Raw genomic sequence first — 26,929 nt, forward strand, 5'->3', positions numbered from 1 at the left:
CTTCTTTTTTAATAATCCGTTTTTATTTCACAGTATATCTGATCGATCTGATTAATGGCAAAGCGGTGCTTTCCTGAACGGGCATCCTTGAGTTCCACTTCGCTGCTGCCGACAGTAGTGATTGTGCCGTGCCACACTCTCGCTTCGTTGGTGACCAGGTTGACTTCGCGATTCAACAGATCCTGATTTCCCCCGATCCTGTCCTGACGATAAATGATTTGACGTTTCCCCATGGGAGAGCTGATTTAACTGGTTTTTGGTTGGCCCTATTTAACAAAAATCTCTAATATCTCATAGTGAAGTTCACCTTTGGGGACGACTATCTGAACTTTTTCGCCTACAGCTTTTCCGATCAATGCTCTTCCTACCGGGGATCGGACAGAGATTTTGCCTGAATCGGTGTCGGCCTCTTCTGATGATACCAGCGTATATTCGATGATTTCATCAGGAGTATCAAGATTTTTCAACTTTACGGAAGTAAGAATATAAACCTTGTCGGTCTTGATCTGTTTTGGGTCAAGAATCGTTGCCGATGCCAGTTTGTTTTCAAGATCTGCAATACGCGCTTCGGTATGAGACTGCTCTTCTCGGGCCGCATCATACTCTGCGTTCTCGCTGAGATCACCATGAGCCCTCGCTTCAGCAATTTTTTCCAGAACTTCCCTTCTGGTTTGATGAACCAGCACGTATAATTCCTCTTTCAGCCGGTTATACCCATCACTTGTCAGGTAAATTCTGTCAGTCATCTCTGGTTGCTGTTTTTGTTGAAAAAAAAGAAAATAACTCCATAAGCGCAATTCGCCGGGGCAAACGGACAGGATTGATAAACAAAAAAAAGTAAAGTCAGTTGCTCACCACTGACTTTACTCCAAAGCAATGTACAACTCTTAATCTTTCAGGCAAAACAAGTTTACACATTAAACGCAAAATATATTTTATTGCCCTTCCTTTCTACCAGCAGAAAAAGAAGATCTCCGCTTTTGATGTTTTTGATAAGAGCACTATACCCGGCAAACGAGTTCACACTCTGACGGTTGAGGGTAAGTATAATATCGCCGACGCGCAATCCGGCAAGGTAGGCATTGGATGCAGGATCAAGAGCTGTAAGTACAACCTTGCCAGAGCCGGGCACCAGGTTCAATTTCTGTGCCAGCCTTGCTGTAAGCTCCTCGGCCTTAAAACCGAGTACCGCAGGAATTTTTTCCTGTTCTTCTGTCATGGCTGAAGCCACACCCCTGGCGGGCTGTTCTTCAAGACGGGCCTGAAAAAGCATGATCGTTCCGTTCCTGAGCACCCGAAACTTGACCATCGATCCGGGTAACTGACTGGAGATGGCATTACGCAGTTCAATACTGCCTGTAACCTTTTGATCGTTGATATCAAGGATAACATCGCCGGTTTTGATACCAATCTTTGCCGCAGGTCCACCCTCGACAACCGTTCCTACAAGCGCCCCTTCTCCAGCCTTAAGGTGCATTGCTTTTGCAATATTTTCATCAATATCCTGGATACTGACGCCAAGATAACCTCGGGTAACTTTTCCGGTAGTAATGAGTGCGGTCATTACTTTTTGGGCCATGTTTGACGGAACGGCAAATCCTATACCATCAAATCCACCGGTTCGACTTGCTATAGCCGTATTGATGCCGACAAGCTCGCCGTTGATGTTGACAAGAGGGCCTCCGGAATTTCCCGGATTGATGGCCGCATCAGTCTGTATGAAGTCTTCATAATCGGCCAGCCCGACATTGGCCCGTCCTTTGGCACTGACGATACCCTGAGTAACCGTTCGTGCAAAATTTTCACCAAGTGGACTTCCTATGGCAATGACCCATTCGCCAACCCTGAGTTTGTCACTGTCGCCAATCAGGATTGGTTTCAGATTTTTTGCATTGACCTTGATAACAGCAAGATCGGTTTTGGAATCTTTTCCTATTACTTTGGCATCAATCTTCTTGTTATCGAAGGTGCGGATATAGACGGCATCGGCATTATCGATCACATGATTGTTGGTCAGAATATAACCGTCAGCCGTTACGACGACTCCCGATCCGATGCCCTGCAATACTTTTTTCTGGCCGTTGCGAGGGGCAATCTCCGGCATATCAAAAAAATCATCAAAGAAAGGCCTTCCCCAAAAACCAAACGGGGAGCCAATCCGCTGGTTTACCGTTTTTTCAGTGAAAATCGTCACTACTGAAGGGGTTGCCGACTCGGCAATCTGCACAAATGCCTCGTTAAAGCCTTTGAGTGACTGGATGGGATAATTCTCAATATTGTTTTTTGCCGTAGCAAAACTTGGACTGTTTGAAAAGCTCAACCCCCTGGAAGAGAGGCTAAACTCAACATTCGAAAAGACAAGTGCGCCTACGGCAATACCCGCAAAAACAAGAAGCAGGTATTTCATTATTGCTCGTTTCTTGCTCATCGGTTCTGTAAGGTTTTTTTGTTATGGTTCTGTTTTATGGTTCTGATAAAGCTTCGATATGTTCAACAGCGGTTAAACCTGCCTTCATTTTATTCATAGTCTCTTCATATTCGGATTCGGGTTTTGAATCGGCGACAATCCCGCCAGCCGCCTGAAAATAGATGGTATTGTCTTCAACCACCATTGTCCGGATAGCAATCGCCGTCGTGAGATTACCCTTGAAATCAAGAAATCCGACTGCGCCACCATACAGACCCCGTTTTTCCTTTTCGAGTTCATAAATGATCTCCATGGCACGAACCTTGGGTGCGCCTGTAAGAGTACCTGCCGGAAAACAGGACCAGAAAGCATCCATAGCGCCAAGTTCATCACGAAGCTCTCCACGAACGTTACTGACAATATGCATGACATGCGAATATTTTTCAATAACCATCATCTCATTGGTCTCGACTGTACCGATTTTAGCAATTCTGCCGATATCGTTCCGGCTCAAATCGATGAGCATCAAATGCTCCGCAAGCTCTTTTTCATCGGCCAGCAGTTCACGGGCGTTGCGTTCATCCTCTTCAAATGTACTGCCCCGGTGTCTTGTGCCTGCAATAGGACGGGTATCGACGATACGACGGCCATAGCTGTCGCGCTCAACCTTTACCAGCAATTCGGGCGATGAACCGACAATTTTGAACTCCTCCATATCAAAGTAATAGAGATATGGAGAGGGATTGATGGTTCTCAGCATCCGGTAAACATCAAAAGAGCGGGTATGGAGAGGACGACGGAGACGCTGTGAAATCTGTACCTGAAAAATATCTCCTGCCACAATGTACTCTTTCGCTTTCCCTACCTTCTGCAGGTACTCATCTCTTGTCGTATTGGAGAGTACTGGTTCCGGCCGCTCAGCCCCAAAGGTTATCTCTTCACGCCGAAGTGGTCGGAACATCTGTTCAGCGATCAGCTCTATTTTCTGCAATGCGAGAGGTTTGTCAATCTCGTCAAGGTAGTTGGAGACAATGAAGACCTTGCGCATAATATTATCAAAAACCACAAGTGTATCACAGAAAAGCAGAAAAATATCGGGCAACCCTGCCGGATCCGGACGCTCTGGCATTGGAATCTTTTCAACAAGGTGCATGGCATCATAACCGAAATAGCCAAAAACACCCGAGGTAATCATTTGGGGTGTACCATTCTTTTTTCTTGGTATCTCTCTGGTTTCAAACGCGGCAAGCAGGTGATCAATCTGCAGGCGTAGATTTGTCTCTGAACGACCAATTTCACGGAGAGCACTGAATTTTTCATCAAGAATCTCAATATCCGTTGGACCATCCACAAAACCTCTGAGGATAGCGACCGGGTCAATAGCTATATAGGAAAAGCGGGCAAGAAGCTCTTCACCCTCTACCGATTCAAGAAGGCATGAAAAAGGGCGCTGCAGTTTCAGATAAACTGAAACCGGCGTCTCGGTGTCGGCATGAACCTCCTTGAACAGCGGCTTGAGACAATAGGGAGCATGCCTTTGATTTTCTGGCATAAAAGCAGTGAGCTGAATTGGTTATTGTTTACCTTGTTAGCTGTACTGTGCAATAAAGAAAAATATTTTGTATCGTAAAGGAAAGTCCGATAATAACACTACGGAAGCGGACAAAACCGGGTAGTTACAATGGTGTGCCGATTTCCTGAAAAAATATTCGTTATCAACTGGCTGAAAGCTCTCATGCTCTCTCCCGGTATGCTTTTCCCTGCGGCATATTTTCTGATCTATCTTTCCACCAATATCTACCTGAATGCTGATTTCAAAAAGAACCTTTCACAAGCGGTAAACCAGGCAAGCGGCAACACCTTGCAGATCAGCATCAAATCACTGAAATCCGGCCTGGTGCTCGACTCGATCACACTCAATCAGATTGAATTCACCCCCATCATTCAAACCGGAAAAAAACGGCAAATCACCAATCATCCGATTACCATCAAAAAACTCGAAATAGAGTCCCCGGAGGTTGAAAAACTTCTTTTCAGCCGCAAAAAACGATTGTCATCAACGAAAATGCTCTGCGATAAAATTCTTGCTGCCGAGCATCTCATTCAATGAATGAGCAACCCTGGACGCGTCCATCGTATTGAGCTAACTTTACCGATGGGATCTGTAAGCAATGAAAGATCCGGGTCCCATGACCAATAAACCACCAACGCCTGACCGACAAGATCCTTTTCCGATAAAAAGCCCCAGAAACGACTGTCGAGACTATTGTCGCGATTATCACCCATTGCAAAATAGTAGTTGTCCTGAACGGTATACTTCTGAGCTGGAGAACCGTCAACAAAGACCTCCCTGCCCTGCAGACTCACATCATGTCCTTCATCGGCAACAAGCGAACTGTAAAGCGGATAGGTTGCCGCTGTCAGTTGCACGACATCTCCCTTGCGGGGAATGCGTATCGGGCCGTAGTTATCCTTGTTGAAGGTTGATGACTGTGGAAAAATCATATAATCACCCTCTCCTGCAGGAGCCTTGACTCCGATAAACTGTCCATGTTCCGGAAGAGGAACCGGTTTTCTGTTGATCGAAAGTTGCTGGTCATGAATCTCAAGGGTATCACCACTGATGGCAACACATCGCTTGATATAGTTCAGTGAACGATCTTTGGGAAACTTGAAAACAATAATATCGCCTCGTTCCACCTTGTCAACTCCAGGAAGCCGTATATCGGTAAAGGGCACTTTTGGCCCATAGACATATTTGTTCACAAAAAGAAAATCCCCTGCAAGCAGCGTATTCTCCATGGAGCCCGTTGGAATACGGTAAGATTCAACAACAAAAACACGAAGAACGGTCGCAAATATCGCAGCAATAACCAGAGCTTCAAACCACTCCCGTGAATGTTTTTTTTCCGGCTTACCTTTCTGAGTATTCAATGATCAGATCGTTTTGACTATTAATGAAAATTCTATCCACCAGATAAACTCTCTTGTCTATTCGTCAATATTGAGCAAGGCAAGGAAAGCCTCCTGAGGAACCTCTACCCTCCCAACCTGTTTCATCCTCTTTTTGCCCTCTTTCTGTTTTTCAAGAAGCTTGCGCTTTCGGCTGATGTCGCCACCATAACACTTGGCCAGAACATTTTTGCGCATCGCCGATATGGTTTCGCGCGATATCACCTTGCTGCCGATTGCCGCCTGTATGGCAACTTCATACATCTGTTTGGGAATAATCCCTTTCAGTTTCAGGCAAAGCTTCTTTCCCCAGTCATAGGCTTTAGAACGATGGACAACGATCGAGAGCGCATCGACCGTTTCGCCGTTCAGCAACACATCAAGCTTGACCAAATCAGAATCACGGTAGCCAATGTACTCGTAATCCATCGAGGCATAGCCTTTCGAAATTGATTTAAGGCGATCATGAAAATCAAAAACAATTTCGGCAAGCGGAAACTCAAAATGCATGATCACTCTTGTCGTGTCGAGATAATCGGTGTTCTTGTACTCGCCGCGACGCTCCATGCCAAGCTTCATGATATTGCCGATATAGTCGGCAAGTGTAATGATCTGCATGGTTACATAGGGCTCTTCAACGAGGTTTATGCGTCCGGTATCGGGCATCTTGGAGGGATTGTCAACAATGACAACCTCACCGTTGGTCATGACAACCCGGTACTCAACGTTGGGAACTGTGGTAATGATATTGACCCCATACTCTCGCTCGAGACGTTCCTGAATGATCTCCATATGGAGCAAGCCAAGAAATCCGCATCTGAACCCGAAACCGAGGGCAACGGAGGTTTCAGGCGTATAGAGCAGCGATGCGTCATTCAGGGCAAGTTTTTCGAGCGACTCGCGAAGATCCTCAAATTCGTTCGAGTTAATCGGATAGAGACCGCTGAAGACCATCGGCTTGACCTCCTTGTAACCCGAAAGACGCTCGTGTGCAGGATTGTCGGCAAGCGTGACCGTATCGCCAACCTTGGCATCCTTGACATCCTTGATGGAGCAGATCAAATAGCCGACATCTCCGGATTCAAGCAAAGATTTCGGCTGCCGTTTCATACTCATGGTGCCAATCTCTTCAGCAAAAAAGATCTTGTTGCTCGCAAAAAATTTTACTCTGTCACCCTTTTTGAGCGATCCCTCAACAATACGGAGATAGATAACCGCGCCACGATAGGAATCAAAAACCGAGTCAAAAATCAACGCCCGCAACGGCAGGTGATTGTTATCGGCAGGGGCCGGGATACGCTGGACAATCGCCTCAATAAGTTCTGGCACCCCGATACCGGCTTTGGCCGATACCTGGAGAATTTCCTCGCGTTTAATCCCAATCAGATCCATAACCTGACGAGCCACACCCTCAACATCAGATGAGGGGAGATCAATTTTATTGATAACCGGAATAATATCAAGGCCGGCATCAAGGGCGAGATAGAGGTTGGCAATGGTCTGGGCCTCTACTCCCTGAGTGGCATCAACAATAAGAAGAGCGCCTTCGCAGGCAGCAAGAGAACGTGATACCTCATAGCTGAAATCAACATGCCCCGGGGTGTCAATAAGGTTCAGAGTATACTCAAGGCCATCGGAGGCCCTGTATTTCATCTGGATGGCATGACTTTTTATGGTTATACCACGCTCACGCTCCAGATCCATATCATCAAGCACCTGTGCAGAAGCCATCTGGGTGCGGTCAAGCGTATGCGTTATTTCCAGCAGACGGTCAGCAAGGGTTGATTTTCCGTGATCGATATGTGCGATGATGCAGAAGTTCCTGATACGGTTGACTTCTGTACTGGACAATGCCATAAAATAAGCGTTTGATGCTGGTTATAAATTCAAGGTGAGCCAATATAATCAATTAATACGATTGTGACATCTCCCGACTCACTACTGGAGAAGCAATGGCCCGGCATCGGGGCGAAAACCTCTGAGAAATTCAGCAGCCTCCATTGGCTTGCGCCCTTCAAGCTGCAGCGAGAGCAGCTCAATCCAGCCATCGGAGCCTTTTGCACAGAGCCTCCCCTGATCGACATAAAGCGTGCCAGGAGATGCTGTGCAGAGGGTTTCAAGTGAGAGCTCTGCCGGAACGGCCCGGAATATCTTCATGGTTTTACCCTTGAAGGTAGTCCATGCCGCAGGCTTCAGGGCAAGACCCCTGATAAAATTATGCATATCTGCAACAGGCTGCGACCAGCAAATGCGCGTATTGTCACGAGTGAGCTTGGGCGCTCTTGAAGCGAGTGCTTCATCCTGGCCTGATACCACTACACTGCGGGAAGCAATCAGATGCACGGTATCAACAACAACTTGCGCGCCAATCAAGGCGAGGCGGCTGGCAAGATCGGTCGCATTTTCATTGGGCGCTATTGGCGTTCTTTCCTGCAAAATAATATTGCCCGTATCGACACGCTGCTGCAAAAAGAATGTCGTAACACCGGTTTCGCGCTCTCCCCTGATTATGGACCAATTGATGGGCGCAGCACCCCGATATGCCGGGAGCAGTGAGGCGTGAAGGTTAAAGGCACCGAGAGCGGCCTGCTCATAGATCGCAGGAGGCAGAATGCGAAAAGCGGCCACAACAATGACATCTGCCTTGCATGAGGCAACCGTATCCGCAAAATCCGGATGGGTGACATCATCAACCTCATAAACCGGAAGCGCAAGAGCCCGAGCGGCCACTTTGACCGGAGAGGGCTCCGCATCAGCATGTTTGCTGCGGCGCGGCTTGTCCGATCCGGTAACAACAAGCACAATCTCAAACGTGTCCTTCTCAGCCGCAAGAGCCTGCAACGAGGGAACAGCAAATTCCGGCGTCCCCATAAAAATAATCCGCGTCATAATACTCATGTGGGTTTTGCTATCGGAACAACTTCACGTTCAACAACAGGGTACTCTGTATCAACAATTCCTGAAGCCAAAGCAGTAAGCTCTTTCTGGATCTTTTTACGATCTCGTTTCTCCATCCTGTCGACAAAAAGAGTCCCGTCAAGATGATCAATCTCATGCTGAATCACTCTGGCAACCATACCGGAAAACTCACCAGTCCGCTCTGCAAAATGCTCGTCACGATATTTCAGAGTAATCGCCGCCGGGCGGACAACATAGCCCTGAACACCAGGAACACTCAGGCAGCCCTCTTCCATATCATTGTGGCCCCTGACCGAAAGAATATGAGGATTAATCACCACCATCGGTTTTTCATGCTCACACTTGCTCACACATGAGACGTCAAGCACCAGCAATCGAATCGACCGCCCGACCTGGGGCGCAGCCAAACCAATACCCGAAGCATTACGCATTGACTCGAACATGGAGGCTATCAGCTCTTCAATTGCACTGTCAACGCCCTTCAGTGGCTTTGCTTTCAATCGAAGAATATCGTCACTATAGATATTGATCGGTAAAATCATACTGTCTTTAATGTTAAAAGGGCATCAATACTCTGTAAACCAAAACAGAGAAGCACTCTCCTGCCCATCATATTTAATCTGTTTTATGGGAACAAGCTGTTAAGCAGACCACTTATGGAGAGTGAACCTCCATGAAGAACCTGCAAATTCAGCCTCGAACATCGCTATGAATATAAGTGACGAGCACCATAAAATAAGGCTCTTCCGCACAGATTCTCAATTTTTATCCGTTTTGAAGCCACTGCTCACCCCCACCACCTCCGGCATGGAATGCTCTGCTGCCTTACACCCACAAACTGAGTCCCTAAAATACCTCACACAGTTTTTGTCAGCAGGGACTCTGTATTCTCTCCGGCCTCATAACGGTAGAAGTGAATAGCGTCATTGATAACCTTTCTTAACGTTATCGGTTCAACCGGTTTTGTGATGAAACGAAAAATAGTGCGGGGATGAGAGGATTCTATAATCTTCCCAACACTTTCATGACCGGAAATAATAAGGGGAACAATTTCAGGATGACGCTGTTTGACCAGGTTTATGAGTTCCAGGCCGTTCATGTCCGGCATATTGAAATCTGAAATAACAATAGCAACATCATGGCATTCAAGCAACTCAAGAGCTTTTACTGTGGTTTCTGCGAAGAATTTCTGGTAAGGCTCTTTACGAAGAAAACGGTTTAAAGAACTGAGAATATCAGCTTCATCATCAACAAAAAGCACCACGATGTCAGAAAGATTCTTCATAGTGTCCCAATTTCAGTGCCGTCCCGCAACGGAAGTCAGATAGCAAAATGCACAAACCCCGCTTAAGCGGGGTTTGATGCGGAGAGGGAGGGATTCGAACCCTCGATAGCCCTATAAGAACTATGTCGGTTTAGCAAACCGGTGCCTTCAGCCGCTCGGCCACCTCTCCAGGGTGATGCTGCGGAGGATGAGGGACTCGAACCCCCATGGGCGTGAACCCGGCAGTTTTCAAGACTGCTGCCTTACCAATTAGGCAAATCCTCCATTATCTGCGAAAAGAACAGGACTGAAGATAGTAAATCCTTTCGAAAACTTTCAAAAAAAAAGGTTTACAAATTATTCAGCAATTTTCCTGGCGGAGAGGGAGGGATTCGAACCCTCGAGGGCTGTAACACCCTACCCGCTTTCCAGGCGAGCGCACTAGACCAACTATGCGACCTCTCCCCGATAATAAATGGCCTGTAATTTACATTCTATTTTTAATTTTCAAAACTATTCTCTTTCTGATGGGCTTTTTAACCCATTGCGTTATCAACCTTGCTCCTCCTTACCGCCTGTTTATCACAGGGTTGTTAATAGTGATTAACATTGTCATTCTTTGCTCACTTTTTGTAAATTGGCAAAATTGATTTTGCAGCAATCCCTTAATCCTGCCCATGCCCATGAAGAAGATTCTCTATGAAGCACTGACGTTTGACGATGTTCTTCTTATCCCGGCTTACTCCTGTATTCTTCCAAAGGAAACAACAACTGAAAGCCGACTCACCAAGACTATTACACTTAAGATACCGCTGGTAAGTGCAGCAATGGACACAGTGACAGAATCGGGGCTTGCTATTGCCCTGGCTCGTGCTGGTGGTATCGGTATTATCCACAAGAACCTGACTATTGAGACGCAGGCACGTGAAGTCGCCAAAGTTAAACGATATGAAAGCGGTATCATCCGTAATCCGTTTACCCTGTATGAAGATGCCACAATGCAGGATGCACTTGATCTCATGCTTCGCCACTCCATTTCAGGCATCCCGGTCATCGCACGCCCGGAATGTGAAGGCAGCTCAGACAGAAAACTTAAAGGCATCGTCACCAACAGGGATCTTCGCATCAAACCGGAGCCCGATGCAAAAATCAGAAACATCATGACCAGCAAGAACCTCATTACCGCTCGTGAGGATGTTGATCTTCAAAAAGCCGAAGAAATTCTGCTTTCCAACAAGATCGAAAAACTGCTCATTACCGATAGTGACGGAAACCTTAAAGGGTTGATTACCTTCAAGGATATTCAGCAACGGAAACAGTTCCCCAATGCGTGCAAAGACAATCAGGGGCACTTGAGGGTAGGCGCTGCTGTTGGTATCAGTGCCAATACACCTGAAAGGGTCAGAGCCCTGGTTGATGCGGGTGTCGATGTAGTTGCGGTTGATACCGCTCACGGTCACAGCAGGGCTGTGCTTGAAATGGTCAAGAGCATCAAGGGATCCTGGCCTGAGCTGCAGGTCATCGCTGGCAATGTTGCTACGTCTGAAGCGGTTAGAGACCTTATCGAAGCTGGCGCCGACTGCGTAAAAGTTGGTATCGGTCCTGGCAGTATCTGCACCACCCGCATTGTGGCCGGTGTCGGCATGCCTCAGTTGACTGCAATTATCAACTGTGCGGAGGAAGCGGCAAAAACCAATACACCAATCATTGCAGATGGTGGCGTCAAATACAGCGGCGATATTGCCAAAGCTCTCGCTGCAGGAGCAGATTCCGTCATGATTGGAAGTATTTTTGCCGGAACCGACGAAAGTCCGGGAGAGACGATTCTCTATGAGGGAAGGAAATTCAAAACCTATCGTGGCATGGGTTCTCTCGGAGCCATGTCGGAACCTGATGGAAGCAGCGACCGCTATTTCCAGGACGCGTCAAGTGAGTCGAAGAAATATGTGCCCGAGGGAATTGAGGGTCGTATCCCGGCAAAAGGGCTGCTTGATGAGGTAGTGTACCAGCTTATCGGAGGATTGAAATCGGCGATGGGTTACTGCGGAGTCTCCTGCATTGAGGAGCTGAAAACCAACACCCGTTTTGTACGCATCACCTCGGCTGGCCTCAGGGAGAGCCACCCGCATGATGTCAAGATCACCAAGGAAGCGCCGAATTATTCTACTTCGATGTAGAGAAAGCCAGAAATTTTCATCTTTGGAGAGGCTCCCAGCCTCTCCATCTGGCACACCCCTCTTTGTTTTACAGAAACTTTCTGTACCTTTACCGTATTCCTTTTTCGGAAAATACATCAATAGAGCAAGGGAACTTGTTGCTTGTTCATGGCTGGTTTAGAGTGATCGTTATAAACCGATAGCTTAGATCCTTGAACTTAACCCTCTGTCAGGATAAAATCAGCTGGCTACGGTAGTCGGCAATCAATATCGGAGAATACCATGAAAACCGTGACACTGAAAATTGATGATAGCGTTAACGAAAAATTCACCTGGTTACTTGAGCACTTCTCGACGAACGAGATAAAAATACTTGAACAATCCGAATATGTTAGTGATGATGAATATCTCAGAAACATTAACGGCATGGTTCAAAGCATTCATGATGCCCAACAAGAGCCTCAAGAAGGTGGAGTGACACTTGATAAACTGGAGTGGTGATGTACACCATACTCTTCATGACCCAGGCTCAAAAGGATGCAAAAAAACTTGGGGCGAGTGGTTTGAAGAAAAAAGTGCTTCAATTAATAAATATTATCAAGGATAATCCCTACAAATATCCGCCTGAGTTTGAATATTTAAAGGGTGATATGAAGGGATTGATCAGTAGAAGGATTAACAAACAACATCGCCTTGTCTACGAAGTTATTGAAGAGGCCAAGATCATTAAGGTGTATCGCATGTGGACTCATTATGAATAAAAACGTTCAATGAACCAATGTTAATTGCTTTCAGTGTGGTTGGTGTGGTGAAGTAATGTCAGTAGAAACTTTCATAGACAACCAAGAGCCAACGGATCCAAAGTCGCCCGTTTGGCGATACGTTGAATTCTGCAAGCTGCGGGACCTCGTCCAGAATAGACAACTTTATTTATGTCGCTCCGATAAATTCGAAGACCAAGACGAGGGGCTGCCTCCCTTTGAGTATGTTCAACACGCCCTGAACCTCAACCCTTATGACCTGAACGATATCCAAGAGCGCGATCACGCAATCGGCTATCTGGCCCAAGTCCGTCAATCGTTCTACGTGAACTGCTGGCACTTGGACATCGGTGAAACGGCAATGATGTGGAGGCGATATGGAAAAGATGGTGTTGCAATCGTATCGAGATACGACCTCCTCAAACAAGTGCTTCATCCGCTGGATGACAAGGTAATGGTCGGTCTAATCAGATACGGCACTAAGCATCTGACGGGCTGGAACGTCATTCAATTCATGACCACCAAACGGGAAAAGTATTCGCTTGAACGAGAAGTTCGAGCCATGATCTGGTTGACCGATACCGGCGACAACATGAATCGTCACTACGACAAAGACAATCGGCCTCACGATCGACCTATATACTCGCCGCCCCCGACGCTGCCGGAAGGGATTCGTCGCGAAATCAATGTCGGTTCCTTGATCACTGAAGTTGTTGTCAGCCCCTTTGCACCTGCAAGCCGATTGGCTGAGGTTCGAACGCTTCTTGCCGATGCAGAAATCGCTGCAGAGGTACGTGAGTCGAAGTTAACTCCCTTTCAGTCGCTCATACCAAATGAAGATGAACTGAGGGGCTTCATGACTTGATCAAGAACAAGCAACCACATCCCCGACCACAACCAACAAAAAAGGTCTGGCTAACTTTGGCTTGCAGCCGAAGCGGATCGGCAAACAATAATCACCGCCACGGCTGAAACCGGTTGTTAAATTTATGAGCCCGCCCTAACCTCATTCCTAATTCAGTTACTCGTCGTCGGTCAGGCCTTCCAGGCGGTCCTCGAGATCGGCGTAGATCTCCTGCAACTCATCAATCATGTTCTGGTCGGCTTTCCACATGCCACGACCATGCGCTTCAAGCATTCGCCCGACAATGTTTTTGATCGCCTGCGGATTAAGCGTTGCAAGCCGCTCCCTCATTTCAGGGTCGAGCGCATAGGTTTCGGCTGTTTTTTTGTAGACCCAGTCATCAACGCTCTTGGTTACGGCATCCCAGCCAAGCATGTAGGTGACGCGGTTGCTGATTTCACCAGCGCCGCTATGACCATGCTTGAGCATTCCCTCAAACCACTTCGGGTTGAGCAGTTTTGAACGGTACTCAATACGGAGCGATTTTTCAGCATCATCAACCTTGATGTCGGAGGTAAACGATTCTACGTAGTTGAGCTTGACATCACCTGGTTTCGTATTGCGGCGGCGAGCGGCAAGCTGCAGGGAACCGGAAGAAGAGAAGTAATGATCGATATCGGAGATACCAAATTCGGTAGAGTCAACCTGGTGCACAACCCGGTCAACCGAACCGAGCAATTTCTGCAGAATAGCCGACTCATTCTCCCCTTTCCTGCCTCCACCGTAAGCACTACTGTTGCGACGGATAAAGAGGTCATCAAGATCATTTTCTGATTCCCATGCCGAGTCCTCAATCATATCATCAACATAGGTACCATAAGCGCCCGGCGCCTGGGTAAACTGGCGGGCGGTCGCCGTCTCAAACTCCATACCAGAGGCAAGCGCCTCATCGACATGTTTTTTAACATAGTTCATCTCCACAGGCTCATCAGCTTTGGCTGCATCCTTGACAAGTCGGTCGAGCTGATCCATGAGAAGGCCGAAAGCATCACGGAAAATCGGGCTGAGCTGCATGAGCACATCAATCCGTGGACGGCGGAGCCTGTCAAGCGGCACCAAACTGTAGTGACTGATTTTACCAAAAGCATCATAGGATGGCTCCCCCCCGAGCAACCTGATCACAACGGCTACGGCTTCACCCTTGGTTTTAATGGTGTCGAGACCCCAGAGCACCTGGGCGATGGTTTCAGGATACTCTCCACCATTTTCCTCAAGATGCTTTTTAACAATACTGTCAGCAATCAGCGTCCCCCGCTTGAAAGCAAGTACCGAGGGAATTCTCCATGGATCGATAGAGTGAATATTGCGACCCGAAGGAAGTACATTGATACCGTCCCGCACCAGGTCACCTCCTGGACCGGAAGAGATATAACGGCCATTGAGTACCTTCATCAGGGAATCAAGCTCACCGGTATTGTCGCGAAGCGCAACAAGGAGCATTGAGCCCTCCCTCATCAACTGTTCAACAAAGGGGATATAATCAGCCGGAATGCGCGATCCTCCTGTTATCGAAGAAAAGGCTCCTGCTGCATTTTTACGGTCAAACAACACCTGCTGGACAAAATCACGGCACGCCGTATCGACCCACTCACGCAGGCGGATAGCCTCTTCGTCTCCCTTTCTTGAGCGACTGGTCAATTCAGCATAGCTGCTGAAGTGTCCATTCTTCCCCGAAGCGCTCATAAGAAGAGTCGGCAGAGTTTTTGCCTCTTCATCCCGGTTTTTAAGGGTTTCCGTGACGGTGATGATCTGCGCTTCAAGAGGACTCGCCTCACCGAAAACATGAAGGGAGTTGGAAATCAGCCGGTTTTCAAGTTCGCTGATATAGATATAGAGCCTGCTGACATAATCAGTGAACCCTTCGCTCTCACGACGGGGACAATCATCGGTCAGATTGAGCAGTTCAGCTTTCTGCATAATGGCCTCTTCAAAACCAGAAGCATCGACCTCCCCACTCGGAGAAGCTGAGGCTGAAGCTGAAAAATTTCTCTCCCGGAAATCGACAAGCAACTCTTTCAATGCAGGAAGCTCCTTGTAGAGGCCGGCACGAGAGAGCGGTGGTACAACATGGGAAACCATGGTAGCCAATCCGCGCCGCTTGGCAATGGTGGATTCACTGGGATTGTTCACCGGATAGATGTAGATATGCGGAACCTCTCCAAGAAGAGCATCCGGCCAACAATCGCCGGTAAGACCTGTCTGAAGTCCCGGCATCCACTCGACCGATCCATGCATTCCTACATGAACCATGGCGTGAGCCTGAAACTCCCGGCTTATCCAGCGATAGAATGCGATATACTGATGGTGCGGTGTATTGGCCTTGTCGAAAAGCAAGCGCATGGGATCGCCCTGCACACCAATTCGTGGCTGAACACCGACAAAAATATTGCCAAACCGTATGCCTCCGATAAAAACATCGTTTTCACCGATCGGCACAATTTCTCCAGGAAATTTCTGCCACCGCTCCTCAATACGTTCGCGCTCCCTTGAGGAGGTCAGCGTTTTGAAAGTCTCATAATTAACTTTCAGGGCATCCGGCTGATGCTGTTTAATCTGGTGATCGGTTGCCTGATCAAGGGCTGTAAAGAGCGCATCAGCCGTTTCGGGAAGCTGGCCAACATTGTAGCCCTCTTTTTTCAACCGTTGCAAGGCGGCCAAAAGCGTTCTGGGAACATCAAGCAGCGCCGCACTGGCTTTTTTGCCGAGGCCGGGAGGATAATCGTAGACAATAAACGCAACTTTTTTATCCCTGTTGGCCGTTGCACGCAAGCGAAGCCACTGACTGACAACGCCAGCAAGCCGGTCAATGCGCTCAGGAACCGTCTCTATTTTGCCATCCTGCAATGCTCCAAGAATAACCGGACAGATCGCACCATCCATCTCAGGAATGGCGTAGGTAAAGGTCATCTGCATGGGAGAGACACCAAGCTCTTTCCAGGATTCAAATCCCTGGGTCAGAAGTGGCTGAGCAACAATGTAGGGGACGTCAAGTTTTGTCATGATTTCGTGACGCGCCTCAGCAGCCGTGCCAGGCTTAGTCGATCCGGCAGGGCCTCCTACGAGGCCAAAACCCATCATATTAACCAGAAGATCGATATTTTCCTTGACAAGCCAGTCCCGCACCAGAACATGTCCCTCCACACCCATCACAAAGGATGGGAACAGATGAATACCCCGTTTTTCGAGCACGCGAATCGTGTTATCGATATAGGTTTTTTCCTGCAGCAGGTGTTTACGAAAAAATAAAAGACCAATTTTCTGGCCCTTGTCAATATTGATCCCACGCTTTTTTAACCAGTTTTTATAGCTCTTGACATCCGTAAAATAGGCTGGTGCATCAGGATGATAAATCCCCATATTCGGAACATCAACAATCGCCCCGACAGTAACCTTTTCGTTAAAATATTCCCGCAGAATAAGCCGGAACATATTGGCGATATTCTCTGCTGTCGGCTGCATCCAGTAGGAGTAAACCATCAGCCAGTTCTTGAAATCCTTGGCTTTGCTTGGCACAAGGGGAAGAATGGTGCGCATGATCTTCATGAGCTTCATATAACCATAGAGGGCATCCTCATCACGACCCTTCACCAGCATTTTCGCCACTTTTTTAACCATATCCGGCATGCCAGCCTTTCCATCTCCTACCGAATAATTCCCTACCTTGGTCAATGCCATCGCTTCAGGCATGGACTCAAAAATAAAGATGGTCTTTTCGTTACTCGATTGATCAAGCTGTTTCTTGAACCAGTCGATCTGCTCCTTGAAATTGATCATGCTCATGAAAACACAGTCCGCCTCCTGAATTGCCCTGGCCGCTTCAGGATGCTTTTTTTCAAGATCAACATCACTCAACTGGGTTAATTCGGCTTCGCTGGAAAGAAGCCCCTTGATCTTTTTCCAGAGACCAGCGTTATACTGCTCAAGACCAACAATAGCAACAATTTTACGGCGATTAGACATGATGTTAGGAGTAGATAGACATTAGAGTGTCATTGTACATAACAAAGCCAATATATATGGCTAATATACAAAACAAGTCCCGCATATATATCGAAAACGTATATATTTGGGTTCCAACTGTACCCCTAATGTAAGTAAAGGAAGGTAATTATTCCACAAAAAGACCTTTCCGCAAAATAAGGCAGAAAGGTCTTTGGGAATTAAAAGCTCAATGCAGCCTCAACGATCTGTTCTGCTTTGGCATTCGGCAGGTAAAAATAACGTCCCCCGAGCTTCTGGGCAAGCTTGGGCGCTTCGCCCCGCGATAGATAGTTCATCTGGGTATCAATAACAATAGATGCAACACCATCGGCCTGGATAGAGAGCGAAAGGGCTTCAATCTCCTTTTCAAGCGCCTCTTTGGAAGCTTTTTCCGCAAGTGGATCAAAGGTAGCCTGCAGCCCGATATTTCCACGTCCATCAGTAATCAGCACAAACATGATCTGTGAAATACCTTTGGTACGCGCCTGTTTGGCCGTCTCCCAGCCAAGATAGAGTGCAGAGGCGAGAGGTGTTCCACCACCTGTAGGAAGAACATCAAGCTCCCGTTTTGCACGGTCAACACTCTGTGAGGGAGGAAGCAACACCTGAGCCTGCTTTCCGCGAAACGATATCAGGGCAACCTGGTCGCGATGCACATAGGCATTCTGCAAAAGACTGGCTACAGCACCCTTTGCCTGGCGCATACGGTTCAATGCCATGGAGCCTGAGGCATCGACCATGAAGATAAAGAGCGTTCCTGACTTGTCTCGGAAGCGCTTGATCTTCACATCATCCTTGGTAATAAGCAAGGCTGTTTTAGACCGCCCTGCCATCTTGCTGTCACGCCTCCGGGTCTCCTGCCAGGGCGCTGCGGAAATAAGTGTCGGAATAAGCGCAACTTTATTGGTGCGCATCTCACCGGGCTGAGCCCGTACAAAACGGCCACGCTTGTTGTTGAGCGCTTCGCCACGGCTGCCGGTAGTAGTTTTCTTTTTTGATGCCAGAGAGATGTTGAGAATATTATCAGGCAACTCCATCTCAATAGCATCCATCATCAGCTCCTCGATCATGTCGGGAGTCTCTTTCTGCTCCTCTTCAGCTTCCGCATCCGGTGTGTCCGCCTGGGCCTCTTCATCTTCAGATTCCGGCTCTTCCTGTGGAGGCGGTTCCTCTTCGGGAGGCGCTTCGTTGGATTCCGCTTCACGTTCAGGCATACGGGTCGCACGAGGAATGAGCACCAGCTTGATGGCCTGTTTCATATCTTCCTCCTCAACATCGCTGCGCTGTGCGAGAGCGGCTGCGGCTATTGCAGCACGAACGGTGAAAATATCAACACGGTTTCCCTCAACCCCCAAGCTGATGGCAGTCTGGATAAGCGCCCGAATCTGCTCATCTGTTATCGAAACATGCGGCAGTTGTTCACGGGCAGCCTGGATAAAACCGGCAAGCATCTTCAACTCGTCACGGGTATCTTCCTCATCCCTCTTGCCAAGTACGATATTGACAATTTTCTTGCGCGCCCGATAATCATTCTGTGCCGTAAAGGGTACAATAATTCCGATGCGGTCGAGAAGTCCCATGCGAACTTCGCCATCAGTAGGATCATAGGTGCCCACCAGCATAAACTTTGCTGGATGCACCTCACTGAGGCCTTCGCGCTCGACAAGAACTTCGCCGCGCGAAATGGCATCCATGATGTGCGATACCGCCGAACTGTCGAGAAGGCTGATGGAGTCGACATAGAGCACCCCGCCATGTGCCTTCGAGAGCACACCATGCTGGACAACGCGCACTCCTGTTGCAAGGGTTGCCTCCAGATCAACGCCACCGATCAAACGATCTTCAGTTACGTTTAGAGGAAGTTCCACGAAGGGTGTCCCTTCGGGAAGAATATCAGCAAATGCCCTGGCGAGCGTCGACTTTCCCGACCCCACGGCCGAAGGAATAACAACACCGCCAAGTTCAGAATCAACGGCCAGCAGCATGAGCGCCTGCTTGGCCAGATCCATCCCTACGATATCGGTAAAAGCTATCATTATACTGCTTCCGCTTCTCCGAGGATTTTAGCGAGTTCACGATCAATTTTTTCACCGGCATCAAGGGTCTCAAGAGGATCCTTGCGCAGACGGTGACGCAGACAGAGGCCTGCGATATCCTTGACATGCTTCATGGTCACTACTGTTTCACCAAGGAATGCTGCATGGGCAAAAGCGGTACGGGTAATGGTAAGTTCACCACGGTGACCATCAATACCAAGGTTCATACAGAGCTTTGCAATATCGGTAAGCACACTGTCATCCATGGTCACTGACGAAAGCAGCTCTTTGGCTGTCTGAATCTTTTTCTGGAGCTTCTGCTGGTCACGACCGTACTTTTTCATAAATGCATCCGGATCTTCATCAAAATCACGACGGCGCTTGACAATATCGACTCGTTTTGCAATATCAAGAATCGTAATGATACGGGCATGCAGACCAAAACGGTCAAGAAGCTGGGGACGAAGTTCGCCCTCTTCCGGGTTACCGGAACCAACAAGCACAAAACGGGCTGGATGGCGAATACTGATACCTTCACGTTCAACCACGTTTTGACCACTCGCAGCAACATCAAGCAGCACGTCAACAAGATGGTCATCAAGCAGGTTGACCTCATCAATATAGAGAAATCCGCGATTCGCCTGGGCAAGCAGGCCTGGTTCAAATGCTTTTACGCCGCTGGTAAGCGCTTGCTCAATATCAATGGTACCGCAGACACGGTCTTCTGTAGCACCAAGCGGAAGATCTACAACTGGTACAGGAATTTTTTCGATTTTGAGCGATGACGGATCAATAGCCTTATGGCCCTTTTTTGCCTCCTCACCTTCAACATATTGATCGACGGTACGATTGTATGTATCACCCTCAACCCGTTCAATCAGTGGAAGCACTTCAGCAAGCGCTCTGACCGTGGTACTTTTTCCGGTACCCCTGTGTCCCATGACGAGCACACCTCCGATTCTCGGGTCAATGATATTGAGGATCAGACTGAGCTTCATTTCCTCCTGACCGACAATTGCTGTAAAAGGAAAGGCTTGTCCAGACTTCTTTTTTGCAGCAGGCTTAACTGCTTTTTTGAGTTCAGGAGTAGTTGTGACCGTTGAACTCGCCTTAGCCTTTACCGCAGCAGGCTTCTTTGCAGCAGTTTTTTTCGCAGCCGTTTCAGTCTGAGTCATAGTTGATCTTTTAGTTGATACCTGTTTCGCCGTGAACATTGAAATCATTCACTGGAAAAGGTTTACTGTTTTATGAGCTAAATAAATGAAACTGAATTTATGCTTTTAGAAAGACAATAGAAAATGGTTTTCAAAAACGTCGCTCCTGCAGAGCATTTTCTGCTGCCTCTTTAATTGTTTCCGAAAGGGTCGGATGGGCATGAACCGTGCTGGCAAGCAGTTCGGCAGTGACCTCAAGCCGACGTGCCAGCGTGATCTCTCCAATCAACTCAACCGCTCCATGTCCCAAAACATGCGCTCCAAGCAAACGACCATCTACAGCGTTAAAGAGCAGCTTCACCACTCCCTCAAGATTACCATAGGCATTCGCCTTGCCTGATGCAGCAAAGAGGGAGCGTCCAACCATTACCATGTAACCCTGCTCAATAGCCTGCTCCTCACTCAGTCCGACACTTGCAACCGATGGTTCTGCGTAAACACATCGCGGAATCATGCTCTCATCAAGCAGATGGGGAGCCTTTCCTGCTATTGAATCAACAGCAATGGCAGCTTCAGCCGACGCCTTGTGGGCAAGCAGCATCCCTCCACGCACATCTCCTATAGCAAAAATATTGCTGACTGACGTCCTGCAGGCAGCATCCGTCACAATGAAACCCCGTGACCTCTCCACGCCAGCATGTTCCAGACCAAGTCCGTCACAATTACCGGTCACTCCGACAGCGACCAGCAACAACTCTGCACTTATCGGTTGCGACTCTTCTCCATCAACAACAAGAAGTCCGTTCACCCGATCTTCTGATACAACAACACCTTCCAGCTTCGCTCCGGTGACCACCCTGATCCCTGCCTTCTCAAACGAGCGCTTCAGAGCTTCCGAAATCTCCCCATCTTCAAATGGCAAGAGACGTGGCATCATTTCTACAAGTGTAACAGTAGTACCAGCCATCGCATAAAACCAGGCCATTTCAACACCAATAGCACCACCTCCCAATACCATCATGGATGAAGGAACTGACTTCATGGCCAACGCTTCCCTGCTGGTGATAATGTGCCTGCCATCCGGCTCCAACCCAGGAAGTTGTCGCGAGCGCGCTCCTGATGCAATAATGATATGGTTTGACTGAACGGTTTCAACACACACCCCATCGCGAAAAATATCAAGTGTGTGTACACCGCTGAACAACGCCTCCCCCTGGATCACCTCAACCTGCGCCCGACGCAGAATAAAAGCGATCCCTTTCGACAGTTTCTGTACCACACTGCGGCTGCGTTTAACCGCTTCGGCAAGGTCAATTCCAGAGGCTTGAACCTTGAGACCGTAGGAACCAGCTTTTTTAAAAAGATCGAACACCTCTGCGCTCCGCAAAAGAGCTTTTGTTGGAATACAACCCCAGTTCACGCACACACCACCCAATGCGCCTTTCTCAATGAGGCATACCTTCATTCCGGCCTTTGCCGCTCGAAGCGCAGCTTCATAACCTCCTGGTCCTGAACCGATAACGGCAACATCAACGTTACGACCGGGCCCTTCAGGCAACTGTTGCATGGAATGCATAAAAAGATATGGTGTGGTTTTGTTATACTGACCCCGTAGTTTATCACCCGTAGTGTTCAAGTATCGCAAAATGCAAAATCAGCCACAAAAAAACGAATCGGAACAACGAGGTGAACCACCTCTTGAGCCCAAAAAACTCACCTTGCAGGTAAGTCGGGTACAAATCCCGATGCGTATTGACCAATACCTGACACAGCAGGTTGAAAACGCAACACGCAACAAGGTACAGGAAGCTATTGAAGAGGGTCGTGTGCTGGTCAATGAAAATAGGGTAAAATCGAATTATCGCATTAAATCATGCGATGTTATTGAGATGACTTTTCTGCGGCCACCAGCACCGGAGCTCACAGCGGAAAATATACCCATTGAGATCATATACGAGGATTGTGATCTGATGGTCGTCAACAAAAAAGCTGGTATGGTAGTCCATCCTGCATTCGGGAACTGGACAGGAACACTGGCAAACGCTATTCTGCACCACATTGGCATGGATGCAGAGGAGCTTGACCAAGCTGAGCTACGACCAGGAATCGTACATCGGCTCGACAAAAACACCTCGGGACTTATCATTGTTGCCAAAAATCCGATTGCGCTGCATCGTCTTGCCCGCCAGTTCGCTGAGAGAAAAGTGATAAAAGTCTACAAGGCCATCGTATGGGGAGTTCCCGATCCAGCAGCAGGCACCATAACAACCAATATCGGACGCTCAAAAAAAGACCGAAAAGTGATGGCAAACTTTCCTTTTGAAGGAGAGTATGGAAAAACTGCGATCACCGATTATTCCGTAATGGAAAATCTCCAATGGTTTTCGCTGCTTTCGCTTAGGCTGCATACAGGACGAACCCACCAGATCAGGGCTCACTTGCAGCACCTTGGTCATCAGATTCTCGGAGATGTTACCTATGGCGGAACCATCTTGCGCACACTCCCTTTCAGTAAAAGTGAAAGTTTCGTTAAAAACCTCCTCGAACTACTACCGCGTCAAGCTTTACATGCCGAAACGCTCTCTTTTCATCAGCCAATAAGCCATGAACCACTCTCCTTCACGGCGCCCATGCCGGAAGATATGCAGCATGCGCTGGATAAAATCCGCTCAACACTTCTTCATCCCTCTTGTTAAGAAGATCAAACCATGAGGATATGATGAATAACTGGCAAGAGATATTTCTCTTGAATACTTATGTTTGAAATAGGTCAGGCAATTTGTTACTCAAATCAGAATGAAGAATATCACTTTTGTCGCCACCATTCCATCTCCCCCTCTTGTAAAATTTTTAGATGAAATTTTCGTATGTTGAAGGGAGAGATCGAAGTGCAATGCGCTTACCACTGAAGAGAAGGTTCTGTTCAACAAAAGAGCCCATATGCCCGTAATATATACAGACAATAACGCCGATAACTCCTACTCTGAGCTTAAAGAGACAAGGGATGCACTCGCTGCCAGCAATACCCATCATCGCAACCTTATTGACTACATGCAAAATGGGTATGCTTACTGCCGCGTAATATTCGAAGAAGGAGTTCCTGTTGATTTTATCCATGAGGAAGTCAATTCCGGTTATGAGAAAATGACCGGCCTGAAAAACGTTGTTGGAAAGAGAGCGACCGAGGTCTTTCCCGGCATCAACAACACCTTTCCTGAATTTATCGAGAAACATATAACCGTAGCCCAGACAGGAATTTCTAATCGGTTTGAATTGTATCTGGAACCATTGAGGTCATGGTTTGACCTGACAGTTTACTGCCCTCAAAAAGGCTACTTCGTCTCTATAATTGATGACATCACACAACGAAAAATAGCTGAAGAGGCTCAGAAGGAGAGCGAAGAACGGTTCAGAAAACTGTTTGAGAACCATTCAGCACCTATGTTAATCATCGATCCCGAAACAGGCTATATCGTTGATGCCAATAACGCCTCTGCAATTTTTTATGGCTGGTCAATCGATGAACTACGCCAAATGCATATGCAGCAAATCAGCACCCTGTCTCCTGATAAAATTAAAGCAGAGATGGCGAAAAGCGTCTTGAAGACACAAAACCAGTTTTCTTTTCGCCATCGCAAAGCTGACGGGTCATTGCGAGAAGTCGATATTTTCAGTAATGCAATTGAAATTCATGGTAAAATCCTTCTCTATTCAATTATTCATGATATTTCTGAACGCAAGAGATACGAATCACTGACCGCATTCCGTCTTCGCCTGCTTGAAATGGCAGAAACCCATTCCGCCGAAGAGTTACTGTTGGCAGCAATGGACAAAAAGGAGGAGGATCAATCGTTCAACAGACTGTTTAATGTCTTTCCTCAACCAATGCTTCTTCTTGATCCCGATGGCGGAATCATTTTAGCTAATAATGCATTCAAAACTCAATTAAACAATCACTCTGAAATAACTCCAGGCTCGAATATTTTTGATTCTATCTCTATTGAACTTGCTCTTGAACAGAGGAACGTAATTGCGGAGGTTCTTTTTACTGGCGAACGTATCTTTTACGAAAAAGAATCTCATGGGCGTATATACCGCCATACTGTCTACCCTATCCCAAATAGCGATGGTGAAATAACAAAGCTGCTGATGTTCATTATGGACATTACAAACCTCATTTTAACAGAAAAAGAGCTTCTTGTTGAAAGAGTACGTTACCGGAACCTCTTCAATAATCATTTGAATGGTTTTGCTTATTGCAGAATGATATTTAAAGATAATTGTCCAGTAGATTTCATTCCTGAAGTGGTAAATCTGAATTTCAAAAGATTAACAGGATTACAAATCATTGAGGGACAAAGTATATCTATGCATATTCCGGGTATAAGCATATCTAATCCGGAACTATTTGAAAAAGTTGGGCGTGTATCACTGAATGGAATTGCAGAAAGATTCGATTTATATATAAACACATTGGATAAATGGCTTGATATTACAGCATACAGCCACCAGAAAGGGTACTTTGTCATCGTGTTGACTCCCATGAAAACCATAAATACCGGTAACTGGGAGTGGAATCTTGAAAATGGAGAGATGATATGGTCCGATAAATTACGGATGCTTTATGGACTTGACTTGCACAGTAGTAACCCTTCCTACCAGACTTGGTTACAAGCCATTGTTCCTATGGAAAGGATAAATACAGAAAAGACAATGCGGGATGCAATTCATAATGAAAATACATTTGAAACAATATACAATATCTGTGATCAAAATGGCACCGTAAGACAAATGATGACTCACGGTTTCCCTGTAAAAGATGAAAACGGACTTGTAAAAAGATATATGGGTGTAAGTATTGATATTACAGAATATAAAAATGATGACACTACCCATCTCATCAATACACACAATTTCACATCTCTTTTGAATTCTGCTGTGGAGCCACTATGCTCTTTGGCAATCGATGGAACAATTCTTGATGCAAACAAAGATTTTCTCGATATCTACTCATTAGAATCAAAAAGCGTTATAGGACAAAACTTTCATTCTCTCTTTCCTCGTCAACTTCAGGAAGAACGAAAAACAAAATTTGAACTTATCTTTTATACAAGAGAACCAGTTCATTTCAAGGATCTGTTTCATTCAAATCTTCATGAAACAGATCGGAATGAAGAATATATCTATCATATTTCCGCATATCCTATTTATGGAATCAATGAAGATATCAACTCTATAGCTGTCTTTATTACAGACTCCAACAAAAACAATAAAGCAGAAAAATCAAGAAGACAATTAGACAAACAATACCAGACTCTCATAGCAGCGTCACCTGACAGCATTATAACAACTGATCTTGATGGAATTATCAGCAGTGTCTCTGATATTGGTCTTGAAATATTTGGAGCCAATAATAAAGCTGATGTTATAGGCATGTCTTTTTCAAATATTGTATACTCAGATAACATTAAAATAATCAATGAAATATTTGATGTAACATTACGCGAAGGTTTGATACAAAACAAAGAGATCGTGCTAAAAAAGAAAAACAATACCGTATATTCGGCAGAAATCAGTGCGGCATTAATTCAGGATTATAATGGAGCTCCATCATCGTATATGATGATTATTCGTGATATTTCACAAAGAAAAATAATTGAAAGCGAACTTTTTCATGCCAAAAGATTAATAAGTCTTGGTGAAATGGCATCTGGTATTGCACATGAAATTTATCAACCGATTAATAATATTGGATTAATCGTTGATAAGATTTTGATGGATGCGTCAAAACATAATTGGGCATGTGAAAAAGAAATTAAAATCAAATCCGAAAAAATATTTGAAAACATATTAAGAATTCAGACTATAATAGATAACATCAGATCCTTTTCAAGTACAGATAATAATTATATATCTTCAGTTATAAATATCAATAAAAGCATTCGAAACGCTCTCTTGATGGTATCCGAGCAGTGTAAGCACAAATCTATAATACTTGATTTCAAAGCTGAAGAAGAGCGATTCTCAGTTACTGGAAACATTTACAAATTCGAACAGGTAATTCTGAATTTAATCAAAAACTCTATTGATGCTCTTGAAGAAAAGAAACAAATCTATAATACGGGCTTTGAAATGAAAATATTTGTTAGATCATTTTACAAAAACAATTCGATAATAGTAACAGTAGAAGACAATGGGATAGGTGTAAGTGAAAGCAATATCGAATATATAATGCATCCATTTTATACAACAAAAGAATCTGGAAAAGGTACAGGACTTGGACTTTCGATTAGTTATGGCATTATAAAAGAGATGAATGGCGATATTAAAATAAAAAGTGTTCCAATGAACGGAACATGCATTATTATTACTCTTCCGTCAAATAGCAACTGAAC

The 26,929-nt window shown here is 46.4% G+C and carries 20 protein-coding genes and 3 tRNA genes; 7 read left to right on the forward strand and 16 right to left on the reverse strand.

The genetic code is table 11. The annotated features are described in order from the left end of the window. Positions 1–8: 8 nt before the first annotated feature. The 4 genes from AC56AD_RS08965 to trpE form a co-directional block, all read right to left on the reverse strand. Entirely contained in the window at positions 9–233 is a 225-nt protein-coding gene (locus tag AC56AD_RS08965; RefSeq protein ID WP_012508499.1) for a hypothetical protein, read from the reverse strand. 33 nt (positions 234–266) lie between these two features. Next, on the reverse strand, positions 267–746 hold the full coding sequence (gene greA, locus AC56AD_RS08970; RefSeq protein WP_012508500.1) for a transcription elongation factor GreA: 480 nt from the start codon (positions 744–746) through the stop codon (positions 267–269). A 164-nt stretch (positions 747–910) separates the two neighbouring features. Next, positions 911–2,428, reverse strand: coding sequence for a DegQ family serine endoprotease (locus AC56AD_RS08975; protein ID WP_041526499.1), 1,518 nt, complete (start codon positions 2,426–2,428; stop codon positions 911–913). Positions 2,429–2,462: 34 nt separating this feature from the next. Continuing rightward, positions 2,463–3,959, reverse strand: coding sequence for an anthranilate synthase component I (trpE, locus tag AC56AD_RS08980; RefSeq protein ID WP_012508502.1), 1,497 nt, complete (start codon positions 3,957–3,959; stop codon positions 2,463–2,465). Positions 3,960–4,088: 129 nt separating this feature from the next. Here trpE and AC56AD_RS08985 point away from each other — a divergent pair, with 129 nt between their 5' ends. Then, positions 4,089–4,517, forward strand: coding sequence for a hypothetical protein (locus AC56AD_RS08985; RefSeq protein WP_012508503.1), 429 nt, complete (start codon positions 4,089–4,091; stop codon positions 4,515–4,517). Here AC56AD_RS08985 and lepB read toward each other — a convergent pair. The 8 genes from lepB to AC56AD_RS09025 form a co-directional block, all read right to left on the reverse strand. Further along, a complete protein-coding gene (gene lepB, locus AC56AD_RS08990; RefSeq protein ID WP_012508504.1) occupies positions 4,511–5,341 on the reverse strand; it encodes a signal peptidase I in 831 nt (276 codons plus the stop codon). The two genes, AC56AD_RS08985 and lepB, sit on opposite strands and share 7 nt — an antisense overlap. A gap of 57 nt (positions 5,342–5,398) precedes the next feature. Continuing rightward, positions 5,399–7,216: a translation elongation factor 4 gene (gene lepA, locus AC56AD_RS08995; RefSeq protein ID WP_012508505.1), complete on the reverse strand. Its 1,818-nt coding sequence runs from the start codon at positions 7,214–7,216 to the stop codon at positions 5,399–5,401. Between the two features lie 81 nt (positions 7,217–7,297). Next, positions 7,298–8,257: a methionyl-tRNA formyltransferase gene (fmt, locus tag AC56AD_RS09000; protein WP_012508506.1), complete on the reverse strand. Its 960-nt coding sequence runs from the start codon at positions 8,255–8,257 to the stop codon at positions 7,298–7,300. After that, positions 8,254–8,820, reverse strand: a complete 567-nt coding sequence (gene def, locus AC56AD_RS09005) for a peptide deformylase (RefSeq protein ID WP_012508507.1) — start codon at positions 8,818–8,820, stop codon at positions 8,254–8,256. Before def ends, fmt begins: the two co-directional genes overlap by 4 nt. 314 nt (positions 8,821–9,134) lie before the next feature. Continuing rightward, positions 9,135–9,563, reverse strand: coding sequence for a response regulator (locus AC56AD_RS09010; RefSeq protein WP_012508508.1), 429 nt, complete (start codon positions 9,561–9,563; stop codon positions 9,135–9,137). Between the two features lie 79 nt (positions 9,564–9,642). After that, positions 9,643–9,732: transfer RNA gene (locus AC56AD_RS09015), tRNA-Ser, on the reverse strand. Between the two features lie 12 nt (positions 9,733–9,744). Continuing rightward, positions 9,745–9,827: transfer RNA gene (locus tag AC56AD_RS09020), tRNA-Ser, on the reverse strand. An 89-nt stretch (positions 9,828–9,916) separates the two neighbouring features. Beyond that, positions 9,917–10,007: transfer RNA gene (locus AC56AD_RS09025), tRNA-Ser, on the reverse strand. Positions 10,008–10,225: 218 nt separating this feature from the next. Here AC56AD_RS09025 and guaB point away from each other — a divergent pair. The 4 genes from guaB to AC56AD_RS09045 all read left to right on the forward strand — a co-directional run bounded on the left by guaB (position 10,226) and on the right by AC56AD_RS09045 (position 13,324). Beyond that, positions 10,226–11,719 carry an IMP dehydrogenase gene (guaB, locus tag AC56AD_RS09030; RefSeq protein WP_041526802.1) on the forward strand — a complete coding sequence of 498 codons (1,494 nt, stop codon included), beginning with the start codon at positions 10,226–10,228 and terminating at the stop codon, positions 11,717–11,719. Positions 11,720–11,980: 261 nt separating this feature from the next. Then, positions 11,981–12,199 carry a hypothetical protein gene (locus tag AC56AD_RS09035; protein WP_012508510.1) on the forward strand — a complete coding sequence of 73 codons (219 nt, stop codon included), beginning with the start codon at positions 11,981–11,983 and terminating at the stop codon, positions 12,197–12,199. Beyond that, complete coding sequence (locus tag AC56AD_RS09040) at positions 12,199–12,459, forward strand: Txe/YoeB family addiction module toxin (RefSeq protein ID WP_012508511.1); 261 nt, start codon at positions 12,199–12,201, stop codon at positions 12,457–12,459. Before AC56AD_RS09035 ends, AC56AD_RS09040 begins: the two co-directional genes overlap by 1 nt. A 340-nt stretch (positions 12,460–12,799) precedes the next feature. After that, positions 12,800–13,324 (forward strand): hypothetical protein, encoded by a 525-nt coding sequence (locus tag AC56AD_RS09045; RefSeq protein WP_150085643.1) that lies wholly within the window; start codon positions 12,800–12,802, stop codon positions 13,322–13,324. A gap of 156 nt (positions 13,325–13,480) precedes the next feature. Here the strand turns inward: AC56AD_RS09045 and bchH are convergent, their stop codons facing one another. From bchH to lpdA, 4 genes are all read right to left on the reverse strand, one after another. Next, positions 13,481–17,323, reverse strand: a complete 3,843-nt coding sequence (gene bchH, locus AC56AD_RS09050; RefSeq protein WP_012508513.1) for a magnesium chelatase subunit H — start codon at positions 17,321–17,323, stop codon at positions 13,481–13,483. A gap of 200 nt (positions 17,324–17,523) precedes the next feature. Beyond that, the gene (gene bchD / locus AC56AD_RS09055) at positions 17,524–19,380 is read right to left on the reverse strand and encodes a magnesium chelatase ATPase subunit D (RefSeq protein ID WP_012508514.1); all 1,857 of its coding nucleotides are present in this window, start codon (positions 19,378–19,380) and stop codon (positions 17,524–17,526) included. Then, entirely contained in the window at positions 19,380–20,555 is a 1,176-nt protein-coding gene (gene bchI, locus AC56AD_RS09060) for a magnesium chelatase ATPase subunit I (RefSeq protein WP_012508515.1), read from the reverse strand. Before bchI ends, bchD begins: the two co-directional genes overlap by 1 nt. A 130-nt stretch (positions 20,556–20,685) precedes the next feature. Beyond that, complete coding sequence (gene lpdA, locus AC56AD_RS09065) at positions 20,686–22,110, reverse strand: dihydrolipoyl dehydrogenase (RefSeq protein WP_012508516.1); 1,425 nt, start codon at positions 22,108–22,110, stop codon at positions 20,686–20,688. Positions 22,111–22,180: 70 nt separating this feature from the next. Between lpdA and AC56AD_RS09070 the strand changes: the two genes are divergently transcribed. Both AC56AD_RS09070 and AC56AD_RS09075 read left to right on the forward strand, forming a co-directional pair. Next, positions 22,181–23,230, forward strand: coding sequence for an RluA family pseudouridine synthase (locus AC56AD_RS09070; protein ID WP_012508517.1), 1,050 nt, complete (start codon positions 22,181–22,183; stop codon positions 23,228–23,230). 244 nt (positions 23,231–23,474) lie between these two features. Beyond that, positions 23,475–26,927, forward strand: a complete 3,453-nt coding sequence (locus AC56AD_RS09075) for a PAS domain-containing protein (protein ID WP_012508518.1) — start codon at positions 23,475–23,477, stop codon at positions 26,925–26,927. Positions 26,928–26,929: the final 2 nt, after the last annotated feature.

The organism is Pelodictyon clathratiforme, from assembly GCF_982375515.1.